16 protein-coding genes and 1 other RNA gene are annotated in these 16,977 nt (G+C 55.4%); 11 read left to right on the top strand and 6 right to left on the bottom strand.

The annotated features are described in order from the left end of the window. Positions 1-18: 18 nt before the first annotated feature. From mce to P3B99_001915, 7 genes are all read left to right on the top strand, one after another. Positions 19-426 carry a methylmalonyl-CoA epimerase gene (gene mce, locus P3B99_001945; protein WYJ07890.1) on the top strand — a complete coding sequence of 136 codons (408 nt, stop codon included), beginning with the start codon at positions 19-21 and terminating at the stop codon, positions 424-426. 26 nt (positions 427-452) lie between these two features. Continuing rightward, the gene (locus P3B99_001940) at positions 453-2,015 is read left to right on the top strand and encodes an acyl-CoA carboxylase subunit beta (GenBank protein ID WYJ07889.1); all 1,563 of its coding nucleotides are present in this window, start codon (positions 453-455) and stop codon (positions 2,013-2,015) included. Positions 2,016-2,102: 87 nt separating this feature from the next. Then, positions 2,103-2,498, top strand: a complete 396-nt coding sequence (locus tag P3B99_001935) for an OadG family protein (GenBank protein ID WYJ07888.1) — start codon at positions 2,103-2,105, stop codon at positions 2,496-2,498. Positions 2,499-2,526: 28 nt separating this feature from the next. Then, positions 2,527-2,934 (top strand): biotin/lipoyl-containing protein, encoded by a 408-nt coding sequence (locus P3B99_001930; GenBank protein ID WYJ07887.1) that lies wholly within the window; start codon positions 2,527-2,529, stop codon positions 2,932-2,934. Between the two features lie 129 nt (positions 2,935-3,063). Further along, positions 3,064-4,647: a sodium ion-translocating decarboxylase subunit beta gene (locus P3B99_001925; protein WYJ07886.1), complete on the top strand. Its 1,584-nt coding sequence runs from the start codon at positions 3,064-3,066 to the stop codon at positions 4,645-4,647. 93 nt (positions 4,648-4,740) lie between these two features. Then, positions 4,741-6,222 carry a succinate CoA transferase gene (locus tag P3B99_001920; protein ID WYJ07885.1) on the top strand — a complete coding sequence of 494 codons (1,482 nt, stop codon included), beginning with the start codon at positions 4,741-4,743 and terminating at the stop codon, positions 6,220-6,222. 186 nt (positions 6,223-6,408) lie between these two features. Then, positions 6,409-7,032 carry a hypothetical protein gene (locus tag P3B99_001915; protein ID WYJ07884.1) on the top strand — a complete coding sequence of 208 codons (624 nt, stop codon included), beginning with the start codon at positions 6,409-6,411 and terminating at the stop codon, positions 7,030-7,032. A 124-nt stretch (positions 7,033-7,156) separates the two neighbouring features. On the opposite strand, the gene P3B99_001910 is transcribed toward P3B99_001915, so the two are convergent. Next, positions 7,157-7,516, bottom strand: a complete 360-nt coding sequence (locus P3B99_001910; GenBank protein WYJ07883.1) for a hypothetical protein — start codon at positions 7,514-7,516, stop codon at positions 7,157-7,159. A gap of 178 nt (positions 7,517-7,694) precedes the next feature. After that, positions 7,695-8,750 (bottom strand): DUF1080 domain-containing protein, encoded by a 1,056-nt coding sequence (locus P3B99_001905; GenBank protein WYJ07882.1) that lies wholly within the window; start codon positions 8,748-8,750, stop codon positions 7,695-7,697. A gap of 244 nt (positions 8,751-8,994) precedes the next feature. Here P3B99_001905 and P3B99_001900 point away from each other — a divergent pair, with 244 nt between their 5' ends. After that, positions 8,995-10,500, top strand: coding sequence for a glycine--tRNA ligase (locus P3B99_001900; protein WYJ07881.1), 1,506 nt, complete (start codon positions 8,995-8,997; stop codon positions 10,498-10,500). Between the two features lie 156 nt (positions 10,501-10,656). After that, positions 10,657-11,559, top strand: coding sequence for a ribokinase (locus P3B99_001895; GenBank protein ID WYJ07880.1), 903 nt, complete (start codon positions 10,657-10,659; stop codon positions 11,557-11,559). Positions 11,560-11,659: 100 nt separating this feature from the next. Here P3B99_001895 and P3B99_001890 read toward each other — a convergent pair whose 3' ends face one another. Then, positions 11,660-13,393 (bottom strand): hypothetical protein, encoded by a 1,734-nt coding sequence (locus tag P3B99_001890; GenBank protein WYJ07879.1) that lies wholly within the window; start codon positions 13,391-13,393, stop codon positions 11,660-11,662. Positions 13,394-13,574: 181 nt separating this feature from the next. Between P3B99_001890 and ssrA the strand changes: the two genes are divergently transcribed. After that, positions 13,575-13,927, top strand: a transfer-messenger RNA (tmRNA) gene (gene ssrA, locus P3B99_001885). A 198-nt stretch (positions 13,928-14,125) separates the two neighbouring features. On the opposite strand, the gene trxA is transcribed toward ssrA, so the two are convergent. Next, entirely contained in the window at positions 14,126-14,446 is a 321-nt protein-coding gene (gene trxA / locus P3B99_001880) for a thioredoxin (protein WYJ07878.1), read from the bottom strand. A 3-nt stretch (positions 14,447-14,449) separates the two neighbouring features. Next, positions 14,450-14,821: a hypothetical protein gene (locus tag P3B99_001875; protein WYJ07877.1), complete on the bottom strand. Its 372-nt coding sequence runs from the start codon at positions 14,819-14,821 to the stop codon at positions 14,450-14,452. A 125-nt stretch (positions 14,822-14,946) separates the two neighbouring features. Here P3B99_001875 and prfB point away from each other — a divergent pair. Then, positions 14,947-16,093 (top strand): peptide chain release factor 2 gene (prfB, locus tag P3B99_001870; protein ID WYJ08435.1). Its coding sequence is split into 2 segments (ribosomal slippage): positions 14,947-15,021 and positions 15,023-16,093, totalling 1,146 coding nucleotides; the frame shifts between segments, so codons are not numbered across the junction. 158 nt (positions 16,094-16,251) lie between these two features. Here the strand turns inward: prfB and P3B99_001865 are convergent. After that, on the bottom strand, positions 16,252-16,977 hold the full coding sequence (locus P3B99_001865) for a DUF6064 family protein (GenBank protein ID WYJ07876.1): 726 nt from the start codon (positions 16,975-16,977) through the stop codon (positions 16,252-16,254).

Here is a 16,977-nt window from a genome sequence, read left to right as displayed (position 1 = left end):
AAAAACGAAAGGCTTAGCATGTTGAAAAAAATAGACCATATCGGTATCGCCGTGAAATCGATTGACGATGCCGTTCCATACTATGAAAATGCACTCGGATTTAAGTGCGAAGGAGTGGAAGAAGTTGCGGAACAAAAAGTTAAGACTGCGTTTTTCAGCGTGGGCGGCGTCCATATCGAACTGCTCGAACCCACTTCGCCCGACAGCCCGATAGCAAAATTTCTCGAAAAAAATCCCCACGGCGGCGTACACCATGTCGCCTTCAATAGCGACTCCATTCTCGACGACCTCGCAAAAGCGAAAGCCGCGGGCGTGGGGCTTATCAACGAAGAGCCGAAAATCGGCGCGCATTCCAAGAAAATCGCGTTCCTCCACCCCAAGTTCACAAAGGGCGTCCTCACGGAATTTTGTCAGGACGGCGAATAACGGCTTCAACTTATTACGTCTAATTTATGGCAATCGCAAAAAAATTGATGGACGACCTCATCAAACGCCGCGACGCCGCGATCAATGCGGGCGGCAAGGCTAAATTGGAGGCTCGCAACGCAAAGGGGCTGCTCACCGCCCGACAAAGAATAGAATCGCTCTTCGACGCGGGTTCGTTTCAGGAATTCGGCATGTTCGTGCAACACAGCTGCCACAATTTCGGAATGGAAAAAAAGGAACTGCCCACCGACGGCGTCATTACGGGCGTCGGTCTGGTAAAGGGTCGCCCCGTGGCGGCGTTCAGCCAAGACTTCACGGTGTTCGGCGGCTCGCTCGGCGCAAACCACGCAAAGAAAATCGTAGACCTTCTCAAATTCGCCGCCAAGAACGGCATGCCCGTTGTGGGCGTCAACGACAGCGGCGGCGCGCGCATTCAGGAGGGCGTCGAATCGCTCTCCGGCTACGGGCAGATTTTCTACCAGAACGTGGCGGCTTCGGGCGTGGTTCCGCAGATTTCAATCATCGCCGGCCCCTGCGCGGGCGGCGCGGCTTACAGCCCCGCCCTCATGGACTTCATCATCATGACGAAGCAGAACTCCAACCTCTTCATCTGCGGGCCGCAGGTCATCAAGGCGGCGACGGGCGAAGAGGCGTCGGTTGACATGTTCGCCACGGCGAACGCGCACGCTTCGGTTTCGGGCAATATCCACCTTGTCGCCGAAGACGACAAGCACGCGCTCGAACTCGCCGAAAAACTCCTTTCGTTCCTGCCCTCAAATAACATGCAGGAACCGCCGCACGATTTCTCCGTGCCGCTCGAAAAAACCTACGACCCAGAGCTTAACAACATCGTTCCCGAAACTTCCGCTCAGGGCTACGACGTCAAGTCGGTCATCAACCGCATTGTAGACGGCGGAGACTTCTTCGAAATTCAGGCGAATTTCGCCCGCAACATCGTCGTGGGCTTCGCGAGAATCGAAGGGATAGTCGTCGGAATCATCGCAAACCAGCCCAATTTCAAGGCGGGCTGCCTCGATATCGACGCCTCCGACAAGGCATCGCGCTTTATCCGCACCTGCAACGTCTTCAACGTTCCGATTGTAAACCTCGTGGACGTCCCCGGATTCATGCCGGGCTTGGCGCAGGAACGCGGCGGCATTATCCGCCACGGCGCGAAAATGCTCTTTGCGTACGCTTCGGCGACAGTCCCCAAAATCACTCTCATTATGCGCAAGGCTTACGGCGGCGCGTATCTTGCAATGTGCTGCGTAGACATGGGCGCGGACATGGTTCTTGCGTGGCCGACCGCCGAAATTGCGGTCATGGGCGCAAAGGGCGCAGTCAACGTTCTGTACGGCAAGGAGCTTAAAGCCATCGAAGACCCCGCAAAGCGCGAGGAATTGGCGGCGAAATACCGCGCCGAATACAGCGAAAAGTTTGAAAGCCCCTATCAGGCGGCGAGCAAGGGCATGATTACCTCGGTAATCGAACCCGCCGAAACCCGCGGGGCAATCGCAATGGCGTTGAGGGCGACAATCGGAAAACGCGAAACGCGCCTGCCAAAGAAACACGGCAACATTCCGATGTAATAACGCGCGGCGGCGCAAGCCGCCGCACAACCCAAAACGAATATGTTTATTGCAGCATTAATTGGTCTGAAACCTACGATGTCGGAAATGTTGATATTTTCGGCACTCGGTTTCGGCGTCGTGATGTTTGTTCTCGCGGTTTTGTCGATATTGACTTCCACCGCGGGACGCTTCTTTTCGGCTTTCGACAAATCCGCGGCAAAAAAGGCGGAAGCCCCGAAAGTCCAGAAAGTGCGCGACGTCTCTGAAATCGAAAATCCCGAACACGCGTTTGTTGTAGCGGCGGCTGTCGCGGCGATGATGCCCCAGCTTAAAGCCGACAACTCCGAACTCGTGGCGGTTCTCTCGGCGGCGGCAACGGCGGCTCTCGACGACGAATGCAGGGTCGTTTCGGTAAAACTCGTGCCCGACATGTCATACGCGCATCAGGGCAGGGCGCAGCTTTTTGCGTCAAAATCTTTCACCCCCATAAGGGCAAAATAACAATAAAAACGGATAAGAAAAATAATTTATGAAAAAATTACGCATCACAGTTGAAGGCAAAGTATACGAAGTAGAAGTCGAAGTTCTCGGCTCGTCGAACGCGGCACCCGCTGCCCCTGCGGCGGTAGCCCCCGCTACTCCCGCACCCGTTGCGGCGGCTCCCGTAGCTCCCGCGCCCGCTCCCGCTCCAAAAGCGGCTGCTCCCGCGCCCGCGGCGGCAGGCGCAGGCGACGTTGCATGCCCCCTCGCGGCGACGGTCGTTGCAGTCAACGTTAAGGAAGGCCAGACGGTAAAGGCGGGCGACCTGCTCGTAACGCTCGAAGCCATGAAGATGAGCACCCCCATCAATTCCGACAGGGCGGGTACGGTTTCCAAAATCTACGTCGCCGCAGGACAGAGCGTACAGGAAGGCCAGCCTTTGGTCGCAATCGCATAACGAAGTTGCGCCGCCGTTTTGGCGGCGCGCCGCATAATTTGCGAGCCGATTTTCGGCGGATTTGTTATCGTTCGCGGAATCCTGCGCGATTCCGTTTTTGTGCAACGACAATCCTTAATTTATAATCAAATGCTACAAAGTTTAATAGATTTGGCCTTCGATACGGGGTTTTTCTACGTCGATTGGCGCATGGTCGTGATGTGGCTTGTGGTTTTCGTTTTGCTTTACCTTGCGGTATTCAAGCAGTTCGAGCCGCTGTTGCTTGTCCCGATTGCGTTCGGCGCATTGCTCGCCAACCTGCCGACAGAGGGCGTGCTGAACAAGCCCGCCGAACCGCTCGTCGCTCCCGCGGCGGGAACGGTGCGTTCGGTTTTCGTACAAAAGGGAGACTCGGTTTATGTGCCGCGCGTCGTCCGCCAGACGCCCGTTAGGGTGTCGGACGTCATCAAAAGCGACGCCACGGCGAAGTCGGACGTAGACGCGTTTTTCGCGGCTCTCGCAAAGGCGACCTCCGCAGAGGGACGCTCGGACGTTTTCGAAAAGGCAAAGGGAATTCCCGATTTGGTCGCGATAATCCGCCCCGACTCCGCCAAGGCGTCTTCGGGAAAAGAGGCGTCGGAAGCGGCAATGTCGTTTACTGTGTCCTATAAAGGCAGACTTGTCGAAATAAAGGGGAGCGACCTCTTTGTCTGGGCTTCGACATCGGGCACGATAACGGAAGTTTCGCTCGCGGCAGGCTCGAAAGCCGTCTACGGCGAAACCGTCGCCGACGTTTACAGCCCGCGCGTTGGCGGTCTGTACTACTACATTCAAAAGGGCGTTCTGCTCGAAATCTTCCCGCCCCTCATTTTCCTCGGCGTCGGCGCGTTGACTGACTTCGGCCCGCTTATCGCAAACCCGAAAATGCTTTTGCTCGGCGGCGCGGCGCAGTTCGGCGTGTTCATCACGTTCATCGGCGCAATCTGCCTGTGCGGCTTCAACGCCCGCGAGGCGGCGTCAATCGGCATTATCGGCGGCGCGGACGGCCCGACTTCGATTTTCATCTCGAACAAACTCGCGCCCCACATTCTCGCCCCGATTGCGGTCGCGGCGTACAGCTACATGGCGCTTGTGCCGATTATCCAGCCGCCGATTATGCGCGCGCTCACGACGGAGGCCGAACGCAAAATCCGCATGAAAAGCCTGCGCAAAGTGTCGCGCTTGGAAAAGCTCGTGTTCGCGCTGGTCGTAACGATTTTCTGCATTCTGCTTGTGCCCGACGTTTCCGCGCTTATCGGCATGCTCATGCTCGGCAACTTCATTCGCGAGTGCGGCGTCTGCGAACGCCTCAGCAAGGCGGCGCAAAACGAGACAATCAACATCGTAACGGTGTTCCTCGGAACGTCGGTCGGCATAACGATGACTGGCGACAGGTTCATTCGCGTGGATACGCTTTCGATTCTCGCGCTGGGCGTGGTTGCGTTTGGCTTCTCGACGGCGGCGGGCGTGGTAATTGCAAAGTTCATGAATTTGTTCTTGAAGGAAAAAATCAATCCGCTTATCGGCTCGGCGGGCGTTTCGGCCGTGCCGATGGCGGCGAGAGTCTCACAGGTTGAGGGTCAGAAAGCCGACCCGTCGAACTTCCTTCTCATGCACGCAATGGGTCCGAACGTAGCGGGCGTCATCGGAACGGCAATGGTCGCGGGCTTCTTTATCGCGACGCTTGCGCACTAAAATTCATCGGTAGATGGCGCGGAATCCGCGCCGTCTTTTTTATTATTCGGGCGTCTGCCCGACAACCGCAAAACACTTCAACGCAAAATTAAAATGAAATATACCATAATGTCAGCGGACGAGGCTGCGAGCCTTATCCAAAACGGTCAACAAATTGCGTTCAGCGGCTTCACCCCCGCGGGCGCGACGAAGGAAATCCCCGGCGCGATTGCGCGCCGCGCCGAAGCCGAACACGCGGCGGGCAGACCTTTCAAAATCAATATAATCACGGGCGCGTCCACGGGCGACTCGTGCGACGGCGTTCTCGCGCGCGCGCACGCAATCAACTACCGCGCCCCCTACCAGTCGAATGCCGACCTCAGGGGCGGGGCAAACAAAAACGAGCTTAAATATACCGACCTCCACCTGTCGATGACTCCCCAGTACATGAACTACGGCTTCATGGGCAAGTTCGACTGGGCGATTGTCGAAGCGGCGGACGTTTCCGACGACGGCCAAATCCTTCTTACGACGTCGGTCGGCATTGCCCCTACGGGCTTGAAACTCGCCGAAAAGGTTCTCATCGAACTGAACTCGTACCACTCGAAGGAGCTTTGCGGCTTTCACGACATCTACGAAACGGCGAATCCGCCGCACCGCCGCGAAATTCCGATTTACTCGGCGGGCGACAGAATCGGCTCGAAGGTCGTTAAAATCGACCCGAGCAAAATCGCGGGCATTGTGCTCACGAACAAGGCCGACGAAGTAAAGCCCTTCAAACCCAGCGATCCGATTACCGAAAAAATCGGACAAAACGTTGCCGACTTCCTCGCAAGCGAAATGAAGGCAGGCAGAATTCCCGACTCGTTCCTGCCCATTCAAAGCGGCGTCGGCAACATCGCAAACGCGGTTCTCGGCGCACTCGGCAACAACCCCGACATTCCCGCATTCTCGATGTACTCGGAAGTTTTGCAGGACTCGGTAATCGAGCTTATCGAACACGGCAGAATCAAGAACGCAAGCGCGACGTCGCTTACGGTAACTCCCGCAAAGATTCAGGAAATCTACGCAAACCCCAAATTCTTCCGCGAAAGACTCGTTCTGCGCCCGCAGGAAATTTCGAACAGCCCCGAAGTCGCGCGCCGCATAGGCATTATTTCGATTAACACGGCAATTGAAGTAGACCTTTCGGGCAACGTGAACAGTTCGCACATCATGGGCAAAAACCTCATGAACGGCATCGGCGGCAGCGGCGACTTCACCCGCGCGGCATACACGTCGATTTACACATGCCCGTCGGTAGCAAAGGGCGGCATGATAAGCGCAATCGTTCCGAATGTCTCGCATTGCGATCACAACGAACACAGCGTGAACATCATCGTGACCGAATACGGCGTCGCCGACCTTCGTTGCAAGACTCCGTACGAACGCGCGGAAATCATCATCGAGAAATGCGCACACCCCAGCTACCGCGACCTGCTGCGTAAGTTCCTCAAAGACGATCCGATGGGACACACTCCGCAGACGCTCGCCCGCGCATACGCATTCCACGAAGCGTTCCTTGCGGAAGGCGACATGCACAAGGCAAACGTCTAACCGCAGGACACTTCCCGAACACAAAAAAACGCGCCAGCGGGCGCGTTTTTTTTGTGTTCGGATTGCGGCGCGATTTTGGGGAATTTTGAAAGTTGACGGCGGGGCGGTATATTTTAGGGTGTTGTTATGAAAAAATTTTTGACGGCGCTCTTTTGTTTTGTTGCGGCCGATGCGTTTGCCGCCGCTTTGGACGAGAACGATTGGCGGTTTTCGTATCCCTCTTACGGGGTTGTGTACGACGGCGGAACTGCGCGTTTTGTCGGCGACGAAACTTCGCATTCCGCGCTCTATTTCGATTCGGGAAAGGTCTGGCGGCTCGGCGGCGGATTTTCCGCGGAATTTGAATTGCCGTCGCTTTTTGCCGACGGCGGGTCGTCGTTCGGAGCTACGCTGCGCGGCGCGGACGGCGGCGAATGGGTGAGTTGGAGTGTCGAGTTCTATGCGGACAATGTTTCCGTTTCGATTTCCTCTTCCGGCGCGGGTTCTCCGATAGAGCGCGATTTCCCCGTGCTTTCCCCTGTCGAGCAGAGTTTCGGGCTTTCGTTTTCGCTCGAAAAGAGTGCCGACGGATTTTACAGGGCGACGCTTTCCACTCTCGACGAGACTTTCGAGCTTGGCAGCATTTCGCTTGTCGATTTTGCGAACGGCGAGTTTTTCATAAGCGCAATCGGTCAGAATTTCGAGATGGACAAGGACAATCCGCTGCTTGTCGATTTTTCCTACGCTTCGAGCATTCCAGAGCCTGCGGCGTTTGCGTTTGCGTTCGGAATTTGTGTCTTGTCGGCTGCCGTGTTGAAGCGGCGAGGGTAGGGCGGCGATTCCCGAAATTTGCCGCGCCGCGGGCAGCGGCGGGTGCAGTGCGCATGCTGCCGCGTAGCTGAAAGTCCGCAAAAAAAGACCGCCGAAGCGGTCTTTTTTGTTTTTTGTAAAAGCTTTATTTTGTCTGAGCGGCGGCTTTTGCTTTCAGCTCTTCGGCGTACACGCTGAGCTGGGCTTGGATTTTCTTGACGGAGTCGGCGATTTTCGAAGCTTCCTCCCTCAACGCTTTTGCGTCGTTGCCCATTTGTTTGGCGAGCGGGATTTTCGAGATCTTTTCGGCAACCGCTTTTGCTTCGACTTCCTTCTTGGCGATAAACGCCTTCAATTCGTCGATTTGCTTTTGCAGTGAGGTTGCGTCCATCGACGCGGCTTCGGTTTTCGCTTGTTGGGGCGTTTTGTTTTCGTCTACGTTTGCGCCGCAGCCGCAGAGAACGATTGCGCAGGCGGCGAGCATTGATACGAGTGTTTTTTTCATTTTTATTCCTTTGCAGAAATTTCCGTCGGGCGTTTTTTTCGTCCGATATTGTGTGTAATTTTACGCGCGTAATAATATTGTCAATGACATAAATTCGGATTTTTCCGGCGGAGTTTAAGCAAAAAGGCAAAAAAAATGCGCGGGGGAATCCGCCGCGCATTTCGCTATGCCGCCTAAATTACAGCTCCTGAACCCAGATGTTTCTGAACGAAACGGGGTTCGTGTGGTCTTGGAGCCTGAGCTTGACGGGTTCTTTGGGGTGTTTGAATTCCGCAATCTTTTTAAGAGGCATGCTTGTGGAGTACGGAACGGGCGTTTCGTACTGGACGCGTTTGCCGTTGTGGTAGACCGTGAATGTCGGGAACGCCACGCACTTGTCGCCTTCGAATTTTGCGGGGGTGTAGATGATGTCGTATGTCTGCCACGCGCCGGGTTCGAGCGAGGCGTTGTACTGCGACGCCGTCTGGCGGTAGACCGAGCCGCAGTGGTCCCACGAGGCTTCCGCGCCGAACGAGTCGAGCACCTGAATTTCGTACGGGCCGAAGAACACGCCCGAATTTGCGCGCGCCTGACCGAGGCAGTCGTACATCGGGGGAATGTTGAATTCGATGTGGAGCTTGCACTTGCCGAACGCGCGTTTCGATTCGATTGTGGTGTTGAGCTTTTTGCCGTCGGGCTTTTTGGCGTCGGTTTTGACGGTCATTGCGCCGTCTTTGAGAGTCCAGTTAACGGGGGTTTGGCGGGCGGAAACGAGTTCCCATTCCTTCGAGGGGTCTGTGCCGTCGAAGAGCACGACTGCGCCCTTGGGGGCTTTTGCTCCGAGTGTGGGAGATTTAAATTCGAAGCGTTTGAGGTCGATTTTAACGTCCTGACCGTTGTATTTGCCGCTTGCGACGATTTCCGACGGGGTCGCCGTGCCTTTGAGCGCGAGCGGTTCGGAGGTCTTGAATTCGATTTTTCCGTCGGAGGCGGTCAGCCCGTCGGCAAAAGAAGTCGTTTCCGCGCGGGAGAGAATGCCCGTGAGAATCTTGACGCGGTATTTTGCCTGCGGGCCTCTGTACACTTCGGCGTAGATTTCGGGATACATCGAAACGGGGTATCCGCGTTTGAGTTCGCTGCCGTCGGCGAGCGTAATTTTGCCCTTATAGAAGCCGGCGAACGCGTCTTTTTGCGACTGCGCGAATGCCGACAGTGTTAAAATCGAAGATAAAAGAATGAATAATGTTTTCCTCATAGAAAAGACGAAATTATAGTCGCGCCGTCTTGCGTCAAATAAAAACTTGCGTAAAAAGGCGCGGGAGGGGAGGGCGGAAGTTTCGACGAAGTCGGGAAAAAATGGGAGGGAATCGCGGGTGGATATTTTGCCAAACGCTAAAATTTTCTTGCGAAAAACACATACTGTTTCATTGTCGAATATTCAGCCGAATTTCGGAAGTCCGAAAAGGCGACTCTTTATTTATACAGAAAAGGAAACTAACATGGTCGATATGGCAACAATCGAGGGTCTCTGCAAGCGCAGGGGGTTCATTTACCGCTCCTCCGAAATCTACGGCGGGTTTAACGGATTTTTCGACTACGGTCCGCTCGGCGTTGAACTCAAAAACAACATTAAACGCGCATGGTGGAACGACTTTGTACACGGGCGCGACGACATCGTGGGTCTCGACGCGTCTATAATCATGCACCCCGACGTTTGGCGCGCGTCGGGACACGTCGCGGGCTTTTCCGACCCGATGGTTGACTGCAAGGAGTCGAAGCTCCGCTTCCGCGCCGACCAGATTTTCTTCGCGGAAGTCAAGGTTGACGGCGAGACAATCGGCTACGTCAGCGTCCTCGAAGACGAGAACATGCAAAAGGACGCCGAGAAAAAGGCGGCGGAACTCAAACGCAAGCTCGCGCGCCAGGGCGAACTCGGCGAAGTCGTCCTCAAAAACTACATGGACGCAAAGCCATTTGAGTACGACCTCATTCCCTCGCCCGCAACGGGCAACGCCGGCACGCTCACGCCGCCGCGCGACTTCAACCTCATGTTCCAGACATACGTCGGCGCAATGCGCGACGAAACGGCAATCGCCTACCTCCGCCCCGAAACCGCGCAGGGCATTTTTGCCGACTTCAAAAACATCTGCGACACCACGCGCGTAAAAGTGCCCTTCGGCATCGCGCAAATCGGCAAGGCTTTCAGAAACGAAATCACGCCGCGCAACTTCATCTTCCGCAGCAGGGAGTTCGAGCAGATGGAAATAGAATACTTCATCTCGCCCTACGACGACTGGAAGACGCTCCACCGCCAGTGGATTGACGCATGCAAGGCGTGGTTCGTATCCATCGGGCTTCCCGCCGACGCTCTCGCGGAGGACGTCCACCCGCAGGAAAAGCTTGCGCACTACGCGAAGGCGTGCACCGACATCACTTTCCACTTCCCGCACGGCTTGCAGGAATTGCAGGGCATTGCCGTTCGCGGAAACTTCGACCTTACCCAGCACCAAAACGCGTCGGGCAAGAACCTTGAATACTTCGACGAAGCCCGCAAGGAAAAGTACCTGCCGCACGTCATCGAGCCGTCGCTCGGCGTAGACCGCACATTCCTTGCGGTAATGTCCGCCGCCTACGAAGAGGACGAAGTTCCCAACGACAAGGGTCAGCCCGAAAAGCGCATTCTGCTTAAATTCAGCCCGCGCGTCGCGCCGTTCAAGGCGGCGGTTTTCCCGCTGGTCAAGAACAAGCCCGAACTCTACGCGCACGCGGAAGCCCTCTACAAAAAGCTCCGCCGCCGCTGGAACATCTTCTTCGACGCGTCGGGGGCAATCGGCCGCCGCTACCGCCGTCAGGACGAAATCGGCACGCCGTTCGGAATCACCGTAGACTTCCAGACAATCGAGGGCGACGGTACGGTAACGCTGAGAGACCGCGACTCCACAAAACAGGTTCGCATGAGCGAATCGGAGCTCGTGGCGTTCCTCTCCGAAAAAATCGACGGATAGCCCGCGCCGCGCAAACGCTTTCGGCGGACGCCTCCACTGAGGGGCGTCCGTTTTTTTTGCGCGTCCGCAAAAATTTTTTCTTTTGCTATTGACTTTGAGCGTCTTTGACTCTGATGTCGTAAGCCGATAAAATGAAACAATAGGAGAAAAATTTTTATGAAGGACGATAGAAAAATACTCGTGGTCGGAAGCGCAAATGTCGATATGGTCGTTAAGTCGGCGAAAATTCCCCGAACGGGAGAGACCGTGCTCGGCGGGGTTTTCTCGAAACACGAGGGCGGCAAGGGCGCGAATCAGGCGGTCGCCGCAAAAACGCTTTTCGAAAATACCGCGTTCTGCGCGGGGCTTGGCGACGACGACATCGGACGCTCGTACCTCGAATACCTTGTCGAGCGCGGCATGGACGTGTCGCTCGTGAAAATCTGCAAGGGAGCGCACACGGGGGTTGCCCTGATTACCGTCGCAAAAGAGGGGCAGAATATCATCACCGTAGCCCCCGGCGCAAACTCGCTGCTTACGCCAGAGGACATGAAGAAAATCGACTTCTCGAAATTCTCGCACATTGCTTTCCAGCTTGAAAATCCGCTCGAAACCGTCGCGGAGGGGCTGAAACTCGCAAAGGCGGCGGGGTGCACGACGGTTCTTACCCCCGCGCCCGCAAAGCTGCTCGACGACGAAATTCTCAAAAACGTCGATTTTCTCGTTCCGAACGAAATCGAGATTTTGCAGGTTCAGCGCGGCTTCACGAGCATGCAGAAAGCGGCGAAGTCTCTGCTGAAAAAGGGCGTCAAAAACGTGCTGATAACGCTCGGCGAACGCGGCTGCGCTCTCTTCAACGCAGACGGCGAAAGACGCTACGCGGCGTATTCCGTGCGCCCGATTGACACCGTGGGCGCGGGCGACTGCTTTACGGGTTCGCTGCTTGCGGGCTTCAAGCTTTTCGACGACATCGACTCCGCCGTAAAATTCGCGTCCGCCGCCGCTGCGCTCAAAATCACGAAAGCGGGGGCGCAATCGCACTCGTCTCTCAAAGACGTTCTGAAAATGATGAAAAAATAAACGCGCAATCCGCGCCTCGGCGGACGCCGAAAACCCGCCGCCCACAAACAAAAAAGCGAAGCCGTTTGCGGCTTCGCTTTTTTCTGTTTTGAAACAAGTCCTACTCGGCAAACGCGATGTCGGGGTCGAGCGACAGCGTAATGCGGTACTGCACTCCGGGACGCATGACCATTGCCCTGTCGCGCGCGTAAACCTGCAAGTAGTGGATATTCCCCCAATAGGAGCGGTACTGCGGGTCTTCGCTTACGACTTCCGTGTCGAGCCAATTCGCCTGAAAATCGTCCTTTTCTATTCCGACGCCCAAGCCTTTTTCGCCGATTGCGTAGGTCATCGGGACGTGGTATTCCGTGTGCGGCGAGCCGATTGCCACGACGAGCCTGAACTTGTCGAGCGTGATTTGGTTGTGCACCGTGTAGATGAAATCGCCCGTAATTTTGTTGCCGCTAAACGACCACGAAACTTTGCACGAACCCAAGCCCTTTACGATTTCGCCGTCGGCGGTAATCAGCTCCGGCTGTTCGTAGCGGAAGAAGAACGAATTGCGCAGCCCCAAGCCCGTCGTGCAGCGCTTGCCGTAGTACGACGGCGTCGTAATTTTGTCGCCGAAAGTGAGTTCGGGCACGAGCACGGGCAGGTATCTGTCAGCCGGCCAGTCGAAAACTCCCGGCATGTGCGGGAACGCAAGCGACGACGAAATGTTCTTTTCTCCGGGGGCGATGAGCGGCAAATGCAAGTGCATGCCCGTGGCGGCGTTCGTGTAGACAAACAGCCCCTGTTCCTTGCGCGAGGAATTGTCGAAAATTACATACTTGCCGCCCGACTTCATTTCGGACTGCTTCGCCTGCATTTGGCGTCCGACGGTCTTCGCCAGACGCGACCACTGGCAGAGGTAGCGGGCGGCGTCGAAATTCGCCATGCGCGTTGTGCAGCCCGCCGCGGCGGAACGCTCGGCGTCGCGAATTACGAGGTAGCCGTGCTCCTGGTTGAGGTATGTCATGAAGAAGAACTGGAAGAGGCGGCGGAGAATGTCCATGTATTCGGGCATTTTGTCTTCGGCAATCCAGCCGTCGCGCATGGCTTGCAGAATCATCGAAATGCAGTGCATTTGCCCGTACGCGCCAAGATTTCTGCCGAACGCCCAGCCGAGGCCGTCCGAGCGCACGATGTCGGGCAGAAGCCTCAAATACTTTTCCGCAAACGTGCGCAGCGACGGAATTTTTCTGTCGCGCAAATGCATGTTCGCGTGGAGCTGCAACGACTGCCTGATGAACACGAACGACACCACGCCGCACAGGTCGAACACGCCGTCGAGCGAGCCTTGCGGCTTGTCGTCGAAATACTTGCCCGACGACGTCTGCTGAATGCGTTCGAGGAATCTGTCTATGAGCTTGCCGGTTTCGTCTTTCTTGCTAAGCCCCATGCTGAAACGCGCAACGGCTTTCGCGATGTTGAAAATCTGGAAATGGTCGTCATAGTCGGTGCGCGAGAGCAGACGCTTGTCGAGGTTCTTCTGGGTTTCTTCGAGAAGCCTGTCCCAAACGGCATTGCGGTCTTTCGACGGGCCGAAAGAGAGGAGTCCGAGCGAGGAGTAGGCGAGGCCGTCTTCGGTGTACTCCTTGTCGTTTGTCTGGGCGGTGATGCAGCGCGCGCAAAGGTCTACAATGTCGCGGCCTTCAATTTCCGTAAGCCCCGTCGCACGGTAGAATTCGCCCAAGGCGAGGGCGGCATGGCCGGGTTCGAAATCGAGGGACGATTCGTTTTCGACGGGAATAATCGAACCGTCAGCGTTGATAGCGTCAATGTTTTTGCCCAAAATGGAGCGGGCCATATCCATGCATTGCTCGGAAAAATTCAGCATCGAGGGAAATGTAAGTTAATATTGATTAAAAAATCGAAGATGGGCGCGGGGCGCGTAAAAGTCAAGCGATTTAGAGCAGGGCGAAAAAAAAACTTGAAAAATCGGAAAAAATGCCGAGAAAGAAAAAAACAAAATAGCGAAAGCCGTAAACAGATTCGGGGGTGTTCCGGAATTCGACTTATGGTTGTAGGCCATGCTTGCATGTCGGAGATGATACTTGGCTCCGTAAAAATGTATCACACAAAACAATAAATGGCGAAGAATACGCTATTGCTGCTTAATTAACGCGGCACGTCGGCCCGCCGACTCCCAATAAGCGGAATCCGGCGTCGACATTGGGAACAGGGGTCGTTGGTACTTGTCCGGATTAACGGCCGCCACATTGCGGACAATGCATTCGGGACGGTAGCCGTATCCCAAGCCCGAATAAAGCACAAAGTACGGCTACACATGTAGACAGTATGCCCGAAGGCGATAAGGACAGGGGTTCAACTCCCCTCACCTCCACCATTTAAAAGCCCGCAAATTTACACCCTTGCGGGCTTTTTTGTCGCCGTCGATAAGGCACTTCTGGGAATGTATTCCCTTTTAAACCGCTTGCGGTTGCTTACGATTATTTGCCTTTCCCATTCCACAACGTTCTACTGATTTTACACGCAAAAAAGGCGAACTTGTTGGAGTCCGCCTTTTGGAGTTTTTTTTGGGGGGTTATGCGAGTTGTTCGAGCCTCGCTTTGAGTTCGTCTTTCGACGCCATCGGGCTTGTGCCGATTTTCTGTCCCTTGCGGAAGAAGATGAGGGTGGGGACTGCGGTGATTCCGAATTTATCGGCAATTTCGGGCGCTTGGTCGACGTCGAGCTTGCAGACGAGCGCGTTATCGCCCATCTCCTCTGCGAGGGCTTCTATTGTAGGGCCAAGCATGCGGCACGGGCCGCACCATGTCGCCCAGAAATCGACAAGCACGGGCTTGTCCGAGTTTACCGTTTTATCGAAGTTATTCGAATTTAAGTGTATTACTTTTCCCGACATAATTTAGATGTCCAAAATAATTAAAACGGCGAATGCCACCGCGACCGCCGCGGCGAGACCGTCAATCGCCACCGACAATATCGACGGATTGTCGGATTTCTTAACCTGAACCTGTACGGGTGCCCCCGCTTTATTCGCGATTCCGTATTTCGCTTTGGGAAGGTCGAATTTGGGGGCTGCCGCCGCGGGGCGTGCCGCCGCCGGCGCGGGAGCTACGGGTGTTGCCGAAACCGTCGGCGCGGTTGCCGCGGGAGCGGGGGAGACTTGCGCCACGGGAGTCGCCGCGGGTGCGGCTTTGGGTGCTTCCTGCGCGGGAGCTACGGGCTTGGGAGCCGTGTTTTCGGGGAATGGGGGGGGTGTTTGTTCGTCTGACATATAGATTTTTGTTGAAAGTTCGGCGTTCCACGCGAACGCATTTGTAATTAAGTATCGCGAGCGGATTTTTCTTTTCAAGCTTTTTTGTGTTGATATGCGGGCGCAATTTTCCGAAAATGCAATTCATGATAGTAGACATGGAAATCAAGGCCGCCGCCGAGGACATCTCGAAAAGGGCGGGGTATTTATGGAGGTTTCTTTGACGTACCGTCGAAGTGCGCAAAAATAGAGGAACTCGAAGCCCAGATGGCTCGGCAGGATTTTTGGGACAATCAGGCCGAGGCGCAGAAAATCGTGTCCGAACTCACCCGCTTGAAGGGGCTTGTCGCGCCGCAGACGGCTTTGAAACGCCGCGTGGACGACCTCAACGCGCTTTTCGAGCTTGCGGAGGAGTCCGACAACGACGAATCGCTCGCCGCAGAGCTTGCCGCAGAGACAACCAAGCTTCACTCGGAATTGGACAAAATCGAGATAGAGTCTTTCCTCAGCGGGCCGCTCGACTCTTCGAACGCAATCATGACAATCCACGCTGGCGCGGGCGGCACTGAAAGTTGCGACTGGGCGGAAATGCTTTTCAGAATGTACATGCGCTGGGCGGAACGCCGCGGCTTCAAGGTCGAGATTGAGGACGTTCAGGACGGCGAAGAGGCGGGCGTTTCGAAAATCACGTTCAGAATTGTGGGGCCTAACGCGTACGGATACTCCAAGGCGGAGCGCGGGGTGCACAGGCTTGTGCGCATCAGCCCGTTCGACGCGAACAAGCGCAGGCACACGTCGTTTGCGTCGGTCGATGTAATCGCGGAAATCGAGGACGACATCGACATGGATATCAAGGAGGAAGACTTGAAGATAGACACCTACCGTTCCAGCGGCAAGGGCGGCCAGCACGTCAACAAAACCGAGAGCGCGGTGCGCATAACGCACATACCGTCGGGGATAGTCGTGGCGTGCCAGAACGAGCGGTCGCAGTTCAAGAACAAGGCGAGCGCAATGAAAATCCTCAAAAGCCGGCTCTACGAAAAACTGCTCGACCAAAAACGCGCCGAGATGGACAGATTCTACGGCGAAAAGGGCGAAATTTCGTGGGGCAACCAAATCAGAAGCTACGTTTTCCAGCCCTACCAGATGGTGAAAGACCTGCGGACGGGCGCGGAAACGGGCAATTTGCAGGCGGTGATGGACGGCGACATAGACCTTTTCATCAACGCGTGGCTGCGCGCGGGCGGCCCGACCACCCGCAACAAAAACTACATTCAGGACGACGACGAATAGCCGCCGTCCTCTTCCTATTATCGTCTTCTTTTTTGCGGATTTTTCCGATGAACGCGGCGAGCAAACGCCGCGTTTTTTTTTTTCGTCCGAACTTCTGCATGTGAAAAGGCGGTCGACATTGTGCCGACCGCCTTGCAATTACGCATTGAGAAGAAAATTTACAAAATTCCGAATTGCTTGAATATCATGTATGTGAAGAATATTCCGAGCGTCGCGCAGAGGATTTTCAGCGATAGGTCGAGCGTCTTTGCCGACGGCTTTGTCGGCTGCTTTGCAACTTTTTCTATGTAGTTTTTGAAAAATATATACAGTGCAGGGATAATGCACAATGACAGAAAATAATCTTCCGTAATTCCGTAAAGGCTAACTTTCGGTATCGCGATTATCGACCAGTGCAAAACAAGCATTGCCAATATGAGGTTTATCGTATTCCCGAACGCGAAAATCAGCCCTATCGAAAACACCGCCACAGAGCACGGCATTATCGGCGAAACTATTTCGGGGAAGCTCCGCCCCAGCGCGAGCGACAGCGCGGGGTAAATGGCGGGCGCGCAAAGCAGAGCCGCCGCTGCGGGGTTTTTCGACGCTTTCGGCGTTTCGTCGCGCCCCGCGCGGATGTCGTAGAGCCACGCAAGCCCCATGATTGCCCAGAAGACCGCCATGCTTTCGTTATAGCTTCTTGTATTGCAGTATATCAGGTAGTAGACGCCGGCAATCCAGAAGCACAGAAGCGCGGTGTAGATTTTTACCGCGACGCGGCACGCCGCCTTTTCGGGCGCGGCGTAGAGCAGGGCGGCGAGTATCGCGCCGACGATTGTAAGCGTTATCTGGAAATTCCATGTCTCCGAATTGTATTCGGAAATTGTCTGCCAAAATGTATCCAT

Source organism: Opitutia bacterium KCR 482, assembly GCA_029269845.2.
Lineage (GTDB): Bacteria > Verrucomicrobiota > Verrucomicrobiia > Opitutales > Intestinicryptomonadaceae > Merdousia.
The sequence above is the reverse complement of the archived record's forward strand: the minus strand, read 5'-3'. Positions and strand labels throughout refer to the sequence as shown.